We start from the raw sequence: 16,328 nt of genomic DNA, 5'->3' as shown, positions 1-16,328 counted from the left end.
CCCGATGACAACCATCCCCGCTCCCGTGGTGGACACCGTCACGCCGCCGCCCGCTCCGCGGCGCCGCCGCCGTCGGTTCGGTCCGCGTGCGATCACCTACACCGTCCTGGCCGTCGGACTCGCCCTCTGGCTCATCCCGTTCCTGTGGATGGTGCTCGGATCGGTCAAGACGCAGGGGGAGATTCTGCGCCGCCCGCCGACGTGGTTCCCGGAGAACCCGACGGGCGAGAACTTCGCGCAGTGGTTCGGGCCTCTCGACTTCGGACACTTCTTCGCCAACAGTCTCATCGTCGCGGTGGTCACCGTCCTCGGCAACATCGTGTTCTGCTCGATGGTGGGCTATGCCCTGGCGAAGATGGAGTTCCCCGGCAAGAAGGTGCTCTTCGTCCTCGTGATGGTGACGCTCATGGTGCCGGGGGTCGTCACCTTCGTGCCGCTGTTCGTGATGGTCTCCTCGCTCGGGCTCGTCAACACCTACCCCGCGCTCATCCTCCCCTTCATCACCGCCCCCATCGGCGTGTTCCTCATGCGGCAGTTCATCATGGGCATCCCCGACGCGCTGCTCGAGGCCGCCCGCCTCGACGGGGCGGGGGAGTGGCGCATCTTCTCGCGCATCGTGATGCCGCTGTGCGGGCCGCCGCTCGCGACCCTCGGCATCCTGACGTTCCTCGCCTCCTGGAACAACTTCCTCTGGCCGCTGGTGGCGGCCCAGACCGAGGAGATGTACACGCTTCCCGTCGCGCTCTCGCTCTACTCGACGGGACAGAACGCGACCAACTACGGACTGCTCCTGGCCGGATCCGTGCTCGTCATCGCGCCCATCATCGTGCTGTTCGTCTTCCTGCAGCGCTGGTTCATCCGGGGCGTCGCCACCACCGGTCTGAAGTGACCCACGCGCCGACCTCCGCGTCGCCGCATCCGTCCCCCCACAAGCGAAAGCACCTCATGCGACCCGAATTCCACACCGCGCCCGATGGAACCCGTTTCCGCGACCTCAACGGCAACGGCGTCCTCGACCCCTACGAGGACCCGCGCCTGACCCCGGAGGAGCGCACCGACGATCTGCTCAGCCGGATGTCGCCGGCCGAGAAGATCGGCCTCATGTTCCAGACCGTCATCGAGATCGGTCCCGATGGCGAGCTCCTCGAGACACCGGGCGCCATCTCGAAGTCGCCGACGACCGACGTCGTGGTCGGCAAGAACATGACGCACTTCAACGTGCACGCCATCCGCACGGCTCGTGAGGGCGCTCGCTGGAACAACAACCTGCAGAGACTCGCCGAGAGCACGCCGCACGGCGTCCCGGTGACGATCAGCACCGATCCGCGGCACGCGTTCGTCGAGAACACCGGCGTCGCCTTCTCCGCGGGTCCCTTCTCGCAGTGGCCGGAGCCGCTGGGGCTCGCCGCGCTCGACGACCTCGAGGTCATCGAGCAGTTCGCCGACGTCGCCCGTCGCGAGTACTGCGCGGTCGGTATCCGGGCGGCGCTGCACCCGCAGATCGACCTCCCCACCGAAGCTCGCTGGGGTCGTCAGGCCCAGACGTTCGGCTTCGACGCCGAGCGGGTCTCGCAGATCACCGCCGCCTACCTGCGCGGCTTCCAGGGCGACGTGCTCGGCGCTGAGAGCGTCGCGTGCACGACGAAGCACTTCCCGGGCGGCGGGCCGCAGCTCGACGGTGAAGACGCGCACTTCCCGTACGGACGCGAGCAGGTCTACCCGGGCGGCATGTTCGACTATCACCTCGAGCCCTTCCGCGAGGCGATCCGGCGCGGCACGGCCGGCATGATGCCGTACTACGGCATGCCGGTCGGGCTCCAGCGGAACGGCGTGCCGATCGCCGAGGTCGGGTTCGCCTACAACCGTCAGATCGTGACGGACCTCCTGCGCGACGAGCTCGGCTACGACGGCGTCGTGGTCACCGACTGGGAGCTCGTCAACGACAACCACGTCGGCGACCAGGTGCTGCCCGCTCGCGCGTGGGGCGTCGAGGAGCTCGACCCGACGGAGCGGATGCTGCGGCTGCTGGACGCCGGCGTCGACCAGTTCGGCGGCGAGGAGTGCACGGAGCTGCTCGTCGACCTCGTCGAATCCGGCACCGTGCCGCTCGAGCGCATCGACGTGTCGGCCCGGCGCATCCTGCTCGTGAAGTTCCGGCTCGGTCTCTTCGACGACCCGTACGTCGACGAGGACGAGGCCGAGCGCATCGTCGGCAACGCCGATTTCCGCGCGCTCGGCACCCGCGCGCAGGCGGAGTCGCTGACCGTTCTGCAGAACCGCGACGAGGTGCTGCCGATCCGTTCGGCGCCCCGCCCGAGGATCTACGCCGAGAACGTCGGCGACGCCGCGATCGCCCCGTACGGCGACCGCGTCGAGCGGCCCGAGGACGCCGACCTCGCGATCGTCCGTGTCGGAGCGCCCTTCGAGCCTCGCGACGACCTGTTCCTCGAGAAGTGGTTCCACCAGGGTTCCCTCGACTTCGGCCCTGGGCTGGTGTCGCGACTGGGTCGTGTCGCGACGCACGCCCCGCTCGTGCTGGTCGTCGGCCTCGACCGGCCCGCGGTCCTCACCCCCTTCGTTCCCGTCGCTTCGGCGATCGTCGCCGACTACGGCAGCTCGGATGCCGCGGTGCTCGCCGCGCTCACCGGCGCGGTGCCGCCACGTGGCACGCTGCCCGTCGAGATCCCGCGATCCATGGACGCCGTGCGCCGTTCCCGGACCGACGTCCCGGGCGACACGGACGAGCCGATCTTCCCGCGGGGGACCGGACTGTCGATCGTGCCGGCGTGAGGTGCGTCGGTAGACTCCCCGGGGAATCGAGGTAGTCATGGTGGTCGGACGACCCACGGTCTACGACGTCGCGGAACGTGCCGGGGTGTCGATCGCGACGGTCTCATTCGCGTTCCGGCGCCCCGACAAGGTGCGCACCGAGACCCGCGACATGGTGTTGCGGGTCGCACGCGAGCTGGGGTACGTCCCCAGCGGCTCGGCCCGGAACCTCGCGCGCGGCCGCACCGGGGTGCTCGGGCTGCATCTGTTCGATCTGCTGGTCGAATCGGCGCCGCCCGTCGAGACGGGGTTGACCTCGGGTGCGGCTCCCGAGCGGCCGACGCCGCCCGGGCTCACCGATCTCGCCGAGCTCGACCTCGACGTCGACCTGATCGCGTGGGACGCCGACGAGGACGTCCGCCGGAGCGCTCCCCGGACGTTCCCGCTCTACGTCGATGAGATCCAGCGCGGCTTCGTGCTCGAGTGCAAGCGGGCCGGCACCGCGGTGCTGCTCAGCACCGGGGGGCTGGGGGCGTCCGAGATCGCCGACACGGCGGGGCAGGTCGACGGCCTCGCGATCCTGCCGGGCCCGACGGTGACCGCGTCTCTCGGCTCGGTGTCGTCGACGCTCCCGGTCGCCGTGCTGAGCTCGCCGCTGGGTGACGCGCACCATGTCCTCGCCGACAACGCTGGTGGTGAGCGGATGCTCGTCGATCATTTCGTCGAGGTCCACGGCGTCTCCACCTTCGGGTGGGTCGACGCACCCGCCGGTTTCGACACCGACGAGCGCCGCGCCGCCTTCTTCGATGCTGTCGCCTCTCACCCCGGCGCGCGCGCCGAGGTCATCGACACCGTCGAGCTCGAGCGCGCACCGGTGTTCCCGGGGCTGAGCTCGCGCGCGCGAGAAGGCACACTCCCCGAAGCGGTGCTGTGCGCGACCGATCAGATCGCGCTCGCCGCGCTCGACGTGCTGCACGCCCGGGGCGTCGTCGTGCCCCGCGACGTGCGGCTCGCCGGCTTCGACGGCATCCAGGCGGCCGGGATGTCGTCGCCGCCGCTGACGACCGTGCGCCAGCCGATGGAGCTCATGGGGCGCATCGCCGCCCACCTGCTGTTGACCGATCCGGGAGACGGCTCGGCGCGGCGCAGCGTGCGCGTCGAGGTGGGGCTCCGGGTCGGCGGAAGCTGCGGGTGCCCGGTCAGTCCGTGATGCGGCAGTGCGTCCGCAGCTCACCGATCCCGTCGATCCCGACGGTGACGACGGAGCGGTCGCGCAGGAAGATCTGCGGGTCGCGCGAGTAGCCGGCGCCGCCCGGGCTGCCGGTCGAGATGAGCGTGCCGGGCAGGAGCGTGGCCGCCGTCGAGAGGTGCGCGACAAGCGTCGCGACCGAGCGGATCATCTGTCCGGTCGAGGCGTCCTGCACCGTCTGGCCGTCGACGACGGCCCAGATGTGAAGGTCTTGCGGGTCGGGGACCTCGTCGGCGGTGACCACGTAGGGTCCCGTCGGCGTGAACCCGTCGAAGGACTTGCAGCGCGACCACTGCGCCTCGGAGAACTGGATGTCGCGCGCGGTGATGTCGTTGACCACCGTGTAGCCCCAGACGTGGTCGAGAGCCGTGTCGGCAGGGACGTCCTTGGCCGCGGTGCCGATGATGACGCCGAGCTCGGCCTCGTAGTCGACCGACTCGCTGAGGCTCCGCGGCCACGACGTGATCGCGTTGTGCGCGGTGAGCGAGTTCGGCCACAGGGTGAACACGGTGGGCGCGGTGTCGGCCTTCAGGCCCAGCTCGCTCGAGTGCGCCGCGTAGTTCAGCCCGACAGCCAGCACGATCGGCGGGGCCAGAACGGCCGATGCGAACGCCGAGCCGGTGATGTCGTGCCACGCGACGCCCTCGCTCGTCGACGCGTCCGCGACGCGCGCAAGCCCGTCGTCGCCGAGCTCGATGAGCTGCTGCAGTCGTTCGGGTGCGCCGGCGAACAGGTCGCCGACGAACGTGGCCCGGTCGTCTTCGACGAGCACGAGGCGGGGATCGTCGGCCCCCGCGGTCATCACGTGGGCAAAGCGCATGCTCTCAGGCTACCCGGCTCACGACTCGGTCGCGGCGCGACGTCCTCGCCATAGGGCGGACGCCGCCCGCGCTCTAGGGTGGGGGCGTGTCGTTCCCGTCGCCTCTCTCGCAGCCGCAGCCCGGTCACCCCGGTCCCATCCCGGCCGCGCCGACCTCGCCGCCCGTCGTCCCCGTCCGGGCGCGGCCCGGCGGCTGGGCGGCGCTCTGGGTCGGCGCGGTCCTCGTGGTGCTGCTCCTCGGGCTGGCGGCCTACCTCGTGTCGTTCCTCGGCTGGTTCGCCTCGATCGTGGGAGCCGTGCTCGCGCTGCTGCCGCTGCTGGGAGTGCTGTGGGTCGTCCGCATCGTCGATCGGTGGGAGCCCGAGCCGCCACGGCTGCTCTGGATCGCGCTGCTGTGGGGCGCCGTCGCGTCGGTGGTCATCGCGCTCGGCGTCGACCTTCTCGTGACGATCGCCACCGGTCCGGCGCGTGACCCGCTCCTCGAGGCGATGAAGAGCGTCGTGCAGGCGCCCATCGTGGAGGAGATCGCGAAGGGCCTCGGCATCCTCCTCATGCTCCGTCTCGGGCGCCGCTACTTCGACGGACCTGTCGACGGCGTCGTCTACGGGGCGATGATCGGGGCGGGGTTCGCCTTCACCGAGAACATCCTCTACTTCGCCGACAGCCTGATCACCGGCGGTCTTGCTCAGGTGTCGGTCACGTTCGTGCTGCGCGGCATCCTCTCGCCCTTCGCCCACGTCATGTTCACGGCTGCGACCGGCTTCGCGGTCGGACTCGCCGTGCGGCGGGGAGCACGGGGCGCCGCCGTGTTCGGGCCCTGGGCGACCGGCCTCGCCGTCGCGATCCTCCTGCACGCGCTCTGGAACGGCTCGGCTGCTTTCGCCGATTTCTTCGCCCTCTACGTGACGCTTCAGGTGCCTCTGTTCATCGGGTTCGTGATCGGCGTGCTGCTGCTGCGCCGCGAAGAGGCGCGCCTCACCCGCGAACGGCTCGGCGACTACGCCGCGGCGGGCTGGTTCACCCCCGTCGAGGTCGACCTGCTCGCCACCGGGGGAGGCCGGAGGCGCGCGCTGGCCTGGGCGCGGACACTTCCCGGCGACCGCACCGAGACGATGCGGGCATTCATCGCCGAGGCGACGCGTCTCGCTGCCGCACGCCAACGGGCGCTGACCGGCCGCGACGATCGGGCGCTCTCCGACGAGCGCGAGCATCTCGCCCGGGCCACCCGCCTGCGACAGGCCCTGCTGCGACCGTGACTCTCGACCGGGACGACACCGCCCGGGAAAGACTCAGCGCCCGGTGCTGCGGCGATGCCTGCATGTCTCCCGGGCGCTGAGTTGGCCTGCCCTCATGATCCTCCCGCCGCCGCGCCGCGTCAAGAGGCGCGCTCGGACGGGCCCCGCGTTGCACCGGCCCGCGCCCTCGGGTTGGATGGACATCATGACTGACGACCGCACCAAGCCCGAGATCGACGCCCCCGAGGGTCCCGCGCCCGATGACCTCGTCGTTCGCGACCTGATCGTCGGCGACGGCGCCGAGGCCAAGCCCGGCGACACCGTCACCGTCCACTACGTCGGCGTCGAGTACACCTCCGGCGAGGAGTTCGACTCGTCGTGGAACCGCGGTGAGAGCATCCAGTTCCCGCTGCGCGGACTCATCCAGGGCTGGCAGGACGGCATCCCGGGCATGAAGGTCGGCGGACGCCGCGAGCTCGTGATCCCGCCGCACCTGGCGTACGGCCCCGCCGGCGGCCACTTCCTCGGCGGCAAGACCCTGATCTTCATCATCGACCTGCTCGCGGTCGGCTGAGCGGGCGAATACCTCTCGACGGGCGGGTGCTGCGCGACGCGGCATCCGCCCGTCGCCGTTCGGCCACCGAAAATTTACATTCGCGGGAATAGGCTGTGCGAGGGTCGCGTTGCCGCCCCTGTACGCCGGACCCCTCCCGGACACCTACGACGAAGGACGATCATGACCACGACCACCGACATCCCCGGTTACAAGGCTGGCACCTGGGTGCTCGACGCCTCCCACAGCGAGGTGGGCTTCAGCGTCCGCCACATGATGATCTCGAAGGTGCGCGGCACCTTCGCCGTCGCCGAGGCGACCATCGTCGCCCCCGAGAACCCGCTCGAGCTGACGCTCGACGCCAAGGTCGACGTCGCCTCGATCAACACTAAGGACGAGGGGCGTGACAACCACCTCCGCAGCGCCGACTTCTTCGACGTCGAGAAGTACCCGAACATCACGTTCGTCTCGACCGGTGTGCGTCAGCAGGGCGGCGACTTCCTCGTCGACGGCGACCTCACCATCAAGGACGTCACCAAGCCGGTGACCTTCGAGGTCGAGTTCGGCGGCTTCGGCACCGACCCGTGGGGCAACTACAAGGCCGGCGCGACGGCCAAGACCGTCATCAACCGCGAGGAGTTCGGCCTCACCTGGAACGCCGCGCTCGAGACCGGCGGCGTCCTCGTCGGCAAGGACGTCACCATCGAGCTCGACCTGCAGGGCTCCATCCAGGCCTGATCGCCCGGTTCTCTCCGAGGGGCGGATGCTGCGGCATCCGCCCCTCGTCGTGTCTCCGGGGGCGCGTCGGCCGGCTCACGGGGTCGGGTGGGCCGCGTCGTAGGCGCGGAACGCGGGGGCGAGGCGCACGAGGAGCGCCACCAGACCGACGATGATGAAGCCGCCCAACAGTGGCGGGAACCACAGTGCCGTGACGGTCGCGAGCGTCCCGGCGTACAGCGCGCCCAGCCGCGGACCGCCGGCGACGACCACGATGAACAGGCCCTGCAGTCGGCCTCGGATCGCATCGGGGACGGCGGCCTGCACCATCGTGTTGCGGTAGATCGAGCTGACGTTGTCGGCAGCGCCGGAACCGGCCAGCGCGAGGCCGGCGAGGGCGATCAGGGCGACGTTCGCGGACTCCTCGCCTACGGTCCCCGGGTCGAGTACACCGAACGACCCCGCGAGCAGGACGGCGCCGAACAGGGCGATCGTGACGCCGTAGGCGATGATCGCCCTCTCGATGCCACGGCCGTGCAAGGGGTAGCGCGCGATCGGTCCCGAGAACAGGCTCGAGAAGAACGCGCCGACGGCGATTGCGGCTGTCAGCAGCCCCGTCGTGATCGCGCCGCCGCCGAGCAGCACTGCGCCGATGGCGGGGAAGAGTGCGGTGGGCTGACCGAACGTCATCGCGATGATGTCGAGGATGAACTGCAGCCGGATGTTCTTCGCGCGCTTGATGAAGCGCCAGCCGTCGGCGAGCGATCGCAGGCCCGGTCGGACGACGGCGCCCTCCGGGCGGATGCTGGGCAACGACCAGAGGCCGAGGAAGAGGGCGCTCATGAGCACGAGGTCGATCGTGTAGGTCCAGCCGTAGCCGGTGAAGGCCACGAGCAGCCCGGCCGCGGCCGGCCCGACCGAGACCATGATGCCCATCGTGATGCCCCCGAGCGCGGAGGCTGCGGGCAGCAGCTCGCGGGGGATCAGCCGCGGCACGATCGCCTGGCGCGCGGCCATCACGACGGAGTTGGCCGCGGAGTTCACGACCGCGATGGCGTACAGCCACGCGACCGTCTCGCCACCGCTCCAGGTCAGCACCATCAGGACGGCCGTCGAGACGAAGGTCACGGATGCCGCGATGATGGCGACCCGGCGCCGGTCGAACGCGTCGGCGAGCATGCCCCCGTAGAGGCCGGCGATGATCATCGGCACGAGCCCGGCGACCGCGATCATCGCGACGGCGAACGTCGACGCCGTCAGGTCGTACATGTGGAGCATGATCGCGACGATGGTCAGCTGCCCGCCGAGGCCGGCGAGGGTCGAGCCGACCCACATGCGCGCGAAGGCGGGGGAGGTGGTCAACGGCCGCAGGTCGATGAGGTGATCCCGACGCAGGCGCATCATGCGAGCCTAGATGACTGGTACAGTAGAGCGGTTGCCGTTCGATCGGCCGCGGATAAAGAGAGCTCGCACATCGGGTGACGGGCGCCGCGCAATGAGAAGGAAGGGGATCCCATCTATGGCACTCGAAGCAGACGTCAAGAAGGCGATCATCGAAGAGTACGCGACGCACCCCGGTGACACCGGATCCCCCGAGGTGCAGGTCGCGCTCATGTCGCAGCGCATCAAGGACCTCACCGAGCACCTCAAGACCCACAAGCACGACCACCACTCGCGCCGTGGGCTCTTCCTGCTCGTCGGTCAGCGCCGTCGACTGCTCGGCTACCTCCAGGAGCTCGACATCCAGCGTTACCGTACGCTGATCGAGCGCCTCGGTCTCCGCCGCTAAGGAGAGCGACTCCGCGCACAATCGCGCAAAACATTCTTGCGAAGGCCGTCCCAGGTGTGGGGCGGCCTTCGGCTTTTCCCGAGCCGCCGACGCCGACGACCCCGAGAACGCACCTTCGCCGCGAGCACGCACCCTAGACGGTACGTTCTCGCGGAGACGGTGCGTGTTCGGCGGCGGGTGTTCGGCGGTGTGTGCTCAGCGGTGGGCCGCGGCGAGCAGATCGGCGTGCCAGCGCTCGGCGACGTCGGGGTGGGCCCGCAGGCGCGACTTCAGCGCGTTCTCGCCGTGCACGCCGTGGATCGGGTTGGTCGGATCCTTCGTGACGCCTCTCGCCTCCGCGGCGAGTTCGGCGGGCAGGTCGATGAGCGGGAACCGGGCGTCGAGCGCGGGGTTGAAGAAGAACGGGACCGAGATGCGGTCATCCGGATAGCGCGGCGACACGACGCGGTGGTTCGTCGCGATGAGATAGCCGTCGGTCGCGTACTCGAGCAGTTCGCCGATGTTGACGACGAAGGCTCCGGGCACCGGCGGAGCGTGGACCCATTCGCCATCGCGCTCGACCTGCAGGCCCCCCTTGCCGGGCTCGACCCACAGGAGGGTGAGGGCACCCGAGTCCTTGTGCGCGCCGACACCCTGCTGCGGGGTGGGGTCGTCCTTGCCGGGGTAGCGGACGATCTTCAGCAGAGTCTGGGGCTCGCCGAAGTGGTCGTCGAAGTACGTCGCGGGGGCGCCGAGGGCCTCGGCCCAGGCGCGGAGCAGGCGCCGCGCGACCTCGGAGAGGTGTGCGACCCACGCGTCGGTGACCTCGCGCAGCTCGGGCTGCGCGGCCGGCCACAGGTTGGGGCCGATGAGCCGGGCGTAGTCGGGCGCGTCGGGGTCGTCGACCGCGGACCGTTCGGGACCGATGTCGATCTGCTCGCGCCAGTCGACCCGGCCCTGCGTGAGTTCGCCGCCGACGCGCGTGTAGCCGCGGAAGTGCGGGCTGGCGACGTTCTCGATCGCGAGCTTGTCGGCCTCGGGCAGGTCGAAGAACTCGCGCGCGACGCGGTGGAGCCGGTCCTCGAGACCGGCGGGGATGTCGGTGCCGGTCAGGTAGAAGAAGCCGACGTCGTGCGTCGCGGCGCGCAGCTCGTCGCGGAAGCGGGCGACATCGGCGGCGTCGCCGTCGAGCTGGGAGAAGTCGAGAACGGGAAGGGAGAGCTCGCTCATGCAGTGAGGCTACGAGCCGTCTGCGGCATCCGCTCGTTTGTTGCGCGGGATGACCTCGCCGGCCTCGCGCGGACGACGCGACCCCGTCGGGTCGCTGCGCCGGCCCTCGCGGCCAGCGAGCTGCGGGTCGCGGAAGAGCCACGCCGGGCGGGGCTCCACGAGCGGGCGGAACACTCGTCGAACCGGCGCCGTGGCCAGACCCAGGGCGATGAGGATCGACGCGACGACGACGAGCGGCAGCCACACCCACGTGGGTTCGGCGTCTCGCAGCACGCCCGACTCCCGGAACGGGTAAAGCACGAACGAATGCAGCAGGTAGATGTACATCGTGTACTGCCCGAGCCGGGTCCAGCGGTGCGAACCCCGGGGGACGAGGGCCAGGAAGGATGCCGTGAGGGCGAGCGCCACGAGCAGCAGGGCGACCCGCACGGCTCCCGCCCACCATTCGGAGCTGCCCGCATCCGAGTAGCTCGCGTCGTAGAACATCCACTTGCCGAGGTTGATGTCGCGCCATGTTCCGATGAAGGCCCAGGCCGCCCATCCCGCGAGCCCGAGCGTCGCGACGGCCGCCGTCACGGTCGCCGGGGTGCGCCGCAGCAGGTCGAACCGGTCGACGACGTCGCGGTCGCGCAGCCACCAGCCGAGCACGAAGAAGGGCAGGAAGCCGAGCGTCCGCGACAGCGAGAGTGTCGAGTCGATGTTCGGGAGGTACCCCGAGATGACCGAGATCGCGAAGGCCCACAGGAGCGGCCACCGCAGGAGCGCGAGGTAGGGCAGGACCAGGCGGAAGATCCCGAGCGCCAGCAGGAACCACAGCGTCCACGAGGGCTGGGTCGGGTTGGGGTTCGCGTGGCCCTCGACGAGGAACTTCGTGAGCGTCCAGAGTCCCTCGAAGATCACGTACGGCACGAGGATGTCGGTGATGACGCGGGCCATCTGCCGCCGCGACTGCGGGTCGGACTTGGAGAAGTAGCCCGAGATGATCGCGAACGCGGGCATGTGGAACGCGTAGACCACGAGGTACATCGCCATCGCGATGTCGGAGTCGTACGTCAGGCGCTGGATCGCGTGACCCAGCACCACCAGCACGATGCAGGCGAAGCGGGCGTTGTCCCAGAAGGGCACGCGCCGCTTCGGGCGCGTTCCGGTCGTGCCGGTGGCGGGATGCGTCATCGTGGATGAAACACTATCCCGGGGGAATAGTCCGAGCGCGACCGCGTTGCATGGTTTATATTCATTTGCATGAAACGGATGCCGCGGCATCCGGGAAGGCGGACCGACGTGAACACGCACACGAGCGAAAACACCGGCTGGTCGGGGATGCAGTTCGGCATCTTCTCCGTGAGCGACATCACGGCAGACCCGACGAGCGGCCACACCCCGAGCGAGGCGGAGAAGATCCGCGCCGCCGTGACCATCGCCAAGCATGCCGAGGATGTCGGGCTCGACGTCTACGCGATCGGCGAGCACCACAACCCGCCGTTCTGGTCGTCGTCGCCCACCACGACGCTCGCCTACATCGCGGCGCAGACCGAACGCCTCATCCTCTCCACGGCCACGACGCTCATCACGACGAACGACCCGGTGAAGATCGCCGAGGACTACGCGATGCTGCAGCACCTGTCGGGCGGCCGCGTCGACCTCATCATGGGCCGTGGCAACACCGGCCCGGTCTACCCGTGGTTCGGCAAGGACATCCGTCAGGGCCTGCCGCTGGCGATCGAGAACTACGCCCTGCTGCACAAGCTGTGGCGTGAGGACGTCGTCGACTGGGAGGGCAAGTTCCGCACTCCGCTGCAGGGCTTCACCTCGACGCCCCGTCCGCTCGACGGCGTCGCTCCGTTCGTCTGGCACGGCTCGATCCGCACCCCCGAGATCGCCGAGCAGGCCGCCTACTACGGCGACGGCTTCTTCGCGAACAACATCTTCTGGCCCAAGGAGCACTACCAGCGCCTCATCGACCTGTACCGTCAGCGCTTCGCGCACTACGGCCACGGCACGCCCGAGCAGGCGATCGTGGGTCTCGGCGGCCAGGTGTTCATGAGCGCGAACTCGCAGGATGCCGTCCGGCAGTTCCGCCCGTACTTCGACAACGCCCCCGTCTACGGGCACGGACCCTCGCTCGAGGACTTCAGCGAGATGACGCCGCTCACCGTCGGGTCGCCCCAGCAGGTCATCGACCGGTACGCCGCGATGCGCGAGACGTTCGGCGACTACCAGCGGCAGCTGTTCCTCATCGACCACGCGGGGCTTCCGCTGAAGACCGTGCTCGAGCAGCTCGACATCCTGGGCGGCGAGGTCGTCCCGGTGCTGCGCAAGGAGCTCGCGCAGGGTCGCGGCGCGGCAGTGCCCGACGCGCCGACGCACGCCGCGCGCGTCCGCGAGGTGTACGGCGACGGTCCGGCGCGCGAAGCGCGACCCCGCGCCAACCGCGGCGACAACCTCAGCGGCCCCTCGCCCTACCAGGACGCTCCCGCGGCCGCAGGTTCGGCCTTCGGTGTGGCGGCGGCACGATGAGCGCCCGGCGTATCGCGGTCGTCTCGGCCGGCCTGTCGAACCCGTCGTCGACCCGCATGCTCGCCGACCGGCTCGCGACGGCGACGATCGCCGAGCTCACGGCATCCGACATCACCGCGACGGCGGACGTCATCGAGCTGCGCGATCTCGCGCACGACATCACGAACAACCTGCTAACGGGTTTCGCCCCGCCCGCTCTCGAGTCGGCGATCAACTCGGTCGTCTCGGCCGACGCGCTCATCGCTGTGACGCCGATCTTCTCGACGAGCTACTCCGGGCTGTTCAAGTCGTTCATCGACGTGCTCGACCCCGACTCGCTCACCGGCAAGCCCGTGCTCATCGGGGCGAACGCGGGCACGGCCCGTCACTCGCTCGCGATCGACTATGCCATCCGGCCGCTGTTCGCGTACCTGCACGCGGCCCCGGTCTCGACCGGCGTCTTCGCGGCGTCGAGCGACTGGGGGAGCAAGGCCGACGAGGTCGCTCCGCTGAGCGCGCGGGTCGAGCGCGGCGCACGGGAGCTCGCTGCGGCCGTCGTGGCACGCACGCCCGTCACGGACGCGGATCCGTTCGACCCCGCCTCGTACCTGGGCGAGGGCAAGTCGTTCGGTCACCTGCTCGGCGGTCTCGCGGGGGAGTGACCCGCTCGCGGCGCCGCGTGAGGGCGGCCGTGATCACATCGATCGCGGCGCCCAGCGCGAGTGCCGCGGCGACCGACAGGAGCACCGCAAGCAGCGGGGCATCGGGCAGGAGCGCGCCGATCGCCGCGCCGATGACGCTCTGATAGGTGGCCCAGGCCGTCGCCGCGACTCCGGCGATGGCGAGGAAGCGCACGGCCGATACTCGTGTGGCGCCCGCGGTGAGATTGACCGCGAGGCGCGCGAAGGGGATGAAGCGGGCGGTGAAGACGACCGTCGCGGTTCCCCGCTGCAGCCGAGCCCCCGCCCACGCGAACGCGCGTTGCACGCGCCGGTGCCGCATCCACCGCCACCGGCGGAGGCCGATCCGACGCCCCACGGCGTAGCAGAGCGCATCCCCGCAGAACGCAGCGGATGCGGCGACACCGACGACGGCCGCCAGCGGGGGATCGCCGGTCGACGCGGCGAGCGCTCCCGCCGCCGTCACCGCGATCTCGCCGGGGACGACGACCAGGACGGAGTCGAGGAGGACGAGCGCGAAGACCGCGACGAGGAGCCAGGGGCCGCCGGACATCGCGGTCAGCAGGTCGTCGAGCACGCGGCATCCTTATCAGCCGTGGATGAACGGAGCGGGAACGGCGACGGTCAGGCGTCCGCGAGGTGACCGAGCGCGGAGGATCGTGTGAACAGTGCGCGATCCCGGCCGATTCGGCAGACAGCCGCGCGCCGTCGGCGACACCCTGGTCTCGTGAGAGTCGCGGTGGTCACCGAGTCCTTCCTTCCCCACATGAACGGCGTGACCGGTTCGGTCCTGCGGGTGCTCGAGCATCTCGAGCATCGCGGGCACGAGGCCTTCGTCGTCGCGCCGGGCGCGGGGCGACGGCATCCGCTCGCCGTTCCGGGTCGAGCGGTGCGGTCGATCCCGATGCCCCGGTATCCCGCCGTGCGCGTGGCGGCCCCGCCCGTGGTCTCGGTCGCGCGGGCGCTGCGAGAGTTCCGCCCAGACGTCGTGCACCTCGCATCGCCGTTCCTTCTCGGCTGGCAGGGGCTTCTCGCCGCCGAAGGCCTCGGGCTGCCGAGCGTCGCCGTCTATCAGACCGATGTCATCGCCTACACCGAGCGCTACGGCGTGCCGCACGCCACGGCATTGACGGCGGCTCACGTGCGGCGGCTGCATCGTCGCGCGACGCTGACGCTCGCCCCCTCCGACGCGGCACGGCGGCAGCTGCAGGACCTCGGTGTCGATCGCGTCGCGATCTGGGGCCGCGGGGTCGACGGCATCCGCTTCTCGCCCCACCGCCGCGACGAGGCGTGGCGCAGGCGTGTCGTTCCGGAAACGGCCGACGGCGACGTCGTCGTCGGGTACGTCGGGCGGCTCGCCCCCGAGAAGCAGATCGAGGATCTGGCGGCGCTCGGCTCGCTGCCCGGCGTCCGACTGGTGATCGTGGGCGACGGGCCCTCGCGGACGAGTCTGGAGAGCCTCTTGCCGGATGCCGTCTTCCTCGGGCATCTGCAGGGGGACGCGCTCGCCACCGCGATGGCCAGCTTCGACGTGTTCGTGCACCCGGGCGAGAGCGAGACGTTCGGCCAGACCATCCAGGAGGCGCAGGCGAGCGGTGTGCCGGTGGTCGCGACGGGTCGCGGCGGCCCGCTCGACCTGGTGCGCAGCAGTGTCGACGGGTGGCTCTACCGGCCCGGCGATGCCGACGACCTCCGCAGCCGGGTCGCCGACCTGGCGGGGGATGCCGCGAAGCGGCGCGCGTTCGGTGCGGCGGCCCGGGAGGCCGTCGCCGGGCGCACCTGGGAGAGCCTCGGCGATACCCTGCTCGGCCACTACGAGCGTGCGGGCGAGCTGCATGCGATCGACCGTGCCCGGCGGGCTCGCGTGTGGCCGCGCGCCGAGCTGCCCGCCGCGGGCGACGGACCTCCGCTGTGGCGGCGCTACGTCGCGCTGGGCGACTCGATCACCGAGGGGCTCTGCGACACGTCGCGCATGCCGGCGGGGATGCACCGGGGATGGGCCGATCGTCTCGCTCAGCTGCTCGCCTCGGCGGCGCCGCGAGCCGGTGGGGGAACCGGAGCCTTCCAGTACGCGAACCTCGCGGTGCGCAGCAAACGGGTACGGCACCTCGTCGACGAGCAGGTTCCGGCGTGCCTGGCGCTGCGGCCCGAACTCGTCTCGGTGCTCATCGGTGCCAACGACCTCGTGCAGGCCCGGGTGGACGTCGCGAGCGTCGCCGACGAGGTCGAGATCGCGGTCCGGCGGTTGCGGGAATCCGGGGCGGACGTGCTGCTCGCCACGGTGTTCCTTCCCGAGCGGGCCGCGGCGAGAATCTTCGCGCGGCGCTTCGCCGCCTACAACGCCCGGCTGCGAACGATCGCGTCGAGGACGGGCGCCATCCTGGTCGACCTCGAGGCTGTGCCGGAACTCGCCCGCCTCGAGCTGTGGGCCGACGACAAGGTGCATCTGCGCTCGCGCGGGCATCGGCTCGTGGCCTATCGCGCGGCGGAAGCGCTCGGGGTGCCGCACGCCGAGGCGCTCGCCGAGCTCGACGAGGCCTTCCATCTCGACGACCATCCCGTCGTGCCGGGAACGTGGCTGCGTCGCGATGCACTTCCGTGGATGTGGCGGCGCCTGCGCGGCCGCACGGCCGGCGACGGCGTCGCGCCCAAGCTCCCCGCCTACGTGCGCATCGGCCCCACGGCCCCGCGCCGCTCGTCCCTCCCGCAGCAGTAGCCCGCCCCGCCCCGCCCCCGCCCCGCCCGCCGAGCGCGTACCGTTCCCGCGACAACGCACCATCGCCGGTACGCGTTCGCGGCAAGAGTGCGTTC

15 protein-coding genes are annotated in these 16,328 nt (G+C 70.7%); 10 read left to right on the top strand and 5 right to left on the bottom strand.

Annotated features, from left to right (window positions below; all coding sequences use genetic code 11):
• Nucleotides 1–4 precede the first annotated feature (4 nt).
• From O1W71_RS04890 to O1W71_RS04880, 3 genes are read left to right on the top strand one after another with little or no spacing between them, the layout of a single operon-like run.
• Nucleotides 5–889 carry a carbohydrate ABC transporter permease gene (locus O1W71_RS04890; RefSeq protein WP_269266711.1) on the top strand — a complete coding sequence of 295 codons (885 nt, stop codon included), beginning with the start codon at nucleotides 5–7 and terminating at the stop codon, nucleotides 887–889.
• 56 nt (nucleotides 890–945) lie between these two features.
• Nucleotides 946–2,790 (top strand): glycoside hydrolase family 3 protein, encoded by a 1,845-nt coding sequence (locus tag O1W71_RS04885; RefSeq protein ID WP_269266710.1) that lies wholly within the window; start codon nucleotides 946–948, stop codon nucleotides 2,788–2,790.
• A 37-nt stretch (nucleotides 2,791–2,827) separates the two neighbouring features.
• Nucleotides 2,828–3,979 carry a LacI family DNA-binding transcriptional regulator gene (locus O1W71_RS04880; RefSeq protein ID WP_269266709.1) on the top strand — a complete coding sequence of 384 codons (1,152 nt, stop codon included), beginning with the start codon at nucleotides 2,828–2,830 and terminating at the stop codon, nucleotides 3,977–3,979.
• Here the strand turns inward: O1W71_RS04880 and O1W71_RS04875 are convergent.
• The gene (locus O1W71_RS04875) at nucleotides 3,969–4,838 is read right to left on the bottom strand and encodes a fumarylacetoacetate hydrolase family protein (RefSeq protein WP_269266708.1); all 870 of its coding nucleotides are present in this window, start codon (nucleotides 4,836–4,838) and stop codon (nucleotides 3,969–3,971) included. The two genes, O1W71_RS04880 and O1W71_RS04875, sit on opposite strands and share 11 nt — an antisense overlap.
• An 86-nt stretch (nucleotides 4,839–4,924) precedes the next feature.
• Between O1W71_RS04875 and O1W71_RS04870 the strand changes: the two genes are divergently transcribed.
• The 3 genes from O1W71_RS04870 (at nucleotide 4,925) to O1W71_RS04860 (ending at nucleotide 7,364) form a co-directional block, all read left to right on the top strand.
• The gene (locus O1W71_RS04870; protein WP_269266706.1) at nucleotides 4,925–6,094 is read left to right on the top strand and encodes a PrsW family intramembrane metalloprotease; all 1,170 of its coding nucleotides are present in this window, start codon (nucleotides 4,925–4,927) and stop codon (nucleotides 6,092–6,094) included.
• Nucleotides 6,095–6,278: 184 nt separating this feature from the next.
• Complete coding sequence (locus O1W71_RS04865; protein ID WP_023951826.1) at nucleotides 6,279–6,647, top strand: FKBP-type peptidyl-prolyl cis-trans isomerase; 369 nt, start codon at nucleotides 6,279–6,281, stop codon at nucleotides 6,645–6,647.
• A gap of 162 nt (nucleotides 6,648–6,809) precedes the next feature.
• Nucleotides 6,810–7,364 (top strand): YceI family protein, encoded by a 555-nt coding sequence (locus O1W71_RS04860; protein ID WP_023951824.1) that lies wholly within the window; start codon nucleotides 6,810–6,812, stop codon nucleotides 7,362–7,364.
• 75 nt (nucleotides 7,365–7,439) lie between these two features.
• Here O1W71_RS04860 and O1W71_RS04855 read toward each other — a convergent pair whose 3' ends face one another.
• Complete coding sequence (locus O1W71_RS04855) at nucleotides 7,440–8,744, bottom strand: MFS transporter (RefSeq protein WP_269266796.1); 1,305 nt, start codon at nucleotides 8,742–8,744, stop codon at nucleotides 7,440–7,442.
• Between the two features lie 118 nt (nucleotides 8,745–8,862).
• Between O1W71_RS04855 and rpsO the strand changes: the two genes are divergently transcribed.
• The gene (rpsO, locus tag O1W71_RS04850; RefSeq protein WP_023951820.1) at nucleotides 8,863–9,132 is read left to right on the top strand and encodes a 30S ribosomal protein S15; all 270 of its coding nucleotides are present in this window, start codon (nucleotides 8,863–8,865) and stop codon (nucleotides 9,130–9,132) included.
• Between the two features lie 195 nt (nucleotides 9,133–9,327).
• Here the strand turns inward: rpsO and O1W71_RS04845 are convergent, their stop codons facing one another.
• Both O1W71_RS04845 and O1W71_RS04840 read right to left on the bottom strand, forming a co-directional pair.
• Nucleotides 9,328–10,341: an isopenicillin N synthase family dioxygenase gene (locus O1W71_RS04845; RefSeq protein ID WP_269266705.1), complete on the bottom strand. Its 1,014-nt coding sequence runs from the start codon at nucleotides 10,339–10,341 to the stop codon at nucleotides 9,328–9,330.
• A 9-nt stretch (nucleotides 10,342–10,350) separates the two neighbouring features.
• Nucleotides 10,351–11,514: an acyltransferase family protein gene (locus O1W71_RS04840; RefSeq protein ID WP_269266704.1), complete on the bottom strand. Its 1,164-nt coding sequence runs from the start codon at nucleotides 11,512–11,514 to the stop codon at nucleotides 10,351–10,353.
• Between the two features lie 147 nt (nucleotides 11,515–11,661).
• On the opposite strand from O1W71_RS04840, the gene O1W71_RS04835 reads away from it, so the two are divergent.
• Both O1W71_RS04835 and O1W71_RS04830 read left to right on the top strand, forming a co-directional pair.
• A complete protein-coding gene (locus O1W71_RS04835) occupies nucleotides 11,662–12,858 on the top strand; it encodes an LLM class flavin-dependent oxidoreductase (RefSeq protein WP_269266794.1) in 1,197 nt (398 codons plus the stop codon).
• Complete coding sequence (locus O1W71_RS04830) at nucleotides 12,855–13,499, top strand: FMN reductase (RefSeq protein WP_112613709.1); 645 nt, start codon at nucleotides 12,855–12,857, stop codon at nucleotides 13,497–13,499. Before O1W71_RS04835 ends, O1W71_RS04830 begins: the two co-directional genes overlap by 4 nt.
• On the opposite strand, the gene O1W71_RS04825 is transcribed toward O1W71_RS04830, so the two are convergent.
• A complete protein-coding gene (locus O1W71_RS04825) occupies nucleotides 13,411–14,094 on the bottom strand; it encodes a DedA family protein (RefSeq protein ID WP_269266703.1) in 684 nt (227 codons plus the stop codon). The genes O1W71_RS04830 and O1W71_RS04825 overlap by 89 nt on opposite strands.
• Nucleotides 14,095–14,244: 150 nt before the next feature.
• Here O1W71_RS04825 and O1W71_RS04820 point away from each other — a divergent pair, with 150 nt between their 5' ends.
• Nucleotides 14,245–16,233 (top strand): glycosyltransferase, encoded by a 1,989-nt coding sequence (locus O1W71_RS04820; RefSeq protein ID WP_269266702.1) that lies wholly within the window; start codon nucleotides 14,245–14,247, stop codon nucleotides 16,231–16,233.
• Nucleotides 16,234–16,328 lie beyond the last annotated feature (95 nt).

Origin of the sequence: Microbacterium sp. H37-C3, from assembly GCF_027157935.1 — a bacterium.
Taxonomy (GTDB): Bacteria; Actinomycetota; Actinomycetes; order Actinomycetales; family Microbacteriaceae; genus Microbacterium; species Microbacterium plantarum.
Note: the sequence above shows the minus strand (reverse complement) of the source record. Positions and strands in the feature narration are given on the sequence as shown.

Excerpts from the sequence above, each read along its gene's own strand:
- O1W71_RS04890 (WP_269266711.1), top strand. The coding sequence starts at position 5 with ATGACAACCATCCCCGCTCCCGTGGTGGACACCGTCACGCCGCCGCCC.
- O1W71_RS04875 (WP_269266708.1), bottom strand. The coding sequence starts at position 4,838 with ATGCGCTTTGCCCACGTGATGACCGCGGGGGCCGACGATCCCCGCCTC.
- O1W71_RS04840 (WP_269266704.1), bottom strand. The coding sequence starts at position 11,514 with ATGACGCATCCCGCCACCGGCACGACCGGAACGCGCCCGAAGCGGCGC.
- O1W71_RS04845 (WP_269266705.1), bottom strand. The coding sequence starts at position 10,341 with ATGAGCGAGCTCTCCCTTCCCGTTCTCGACTTCTCCCAGCTCGACGGC.
- O1W71_RS04885 (WP_269266710.1), top strand. The coding sequence starts at position 946 with ATGCGACCCGAATTCCACACCGCGCCCGATGGAACCCGTTTCCGCGAC.
- rpsO (WP_023951820.1), top strand. The coding sequence starts at position 8,863 with ATGGCACTCGAAGCAGACGTCAAGAAGGCGATCATCGAAGAGTACGCG.
- O1W71_RS04865 (WP_023951826.1), top strand. The coding sequence starts at position 6,279 with ATGACTGACGACCGCACCAAGCCCGAGATCGACGCCCCCGAGGGTCCC.
- O1W71_RS04830 (WP_112613709.1), top strand. The coding sequence starts at position 12,855 with ATGAGCGCCCGGCGTATCGCGGTCGTCTCGGCCGGCCTGTCGAACCCG.
- O1W71_RS04855 (WP_269266796.1), bottom strand. The coding sequence starts at position 8,744 with ATGCGCCTGCGTCGGGATCACCTCATCGACCTGCGGCCGTTGACCACC.
- O1W71_RS04835 (WP_269266794.1), top strand. The coding sequence starts at position 11,662 with ATGCAGTTCGGCATCTTCTCCGTGAGCGACATCACGGCAGACCCGACG.
- O1W71_RS04880 (WP_269266709.1), top strand. The coding sequence starts at position 2,828 with ATGGTGGTCGGACGACCCACGGTCTACGACGTCGCGGAACGTGCCGGG.
- O1W71_RS04860 (WP_023951824.1), top strand. The coding sequence starts at position 6,810 with ATGACCACGACCACCGACATCCCCGGTTACAAGGCTGGCACCTGGGTG.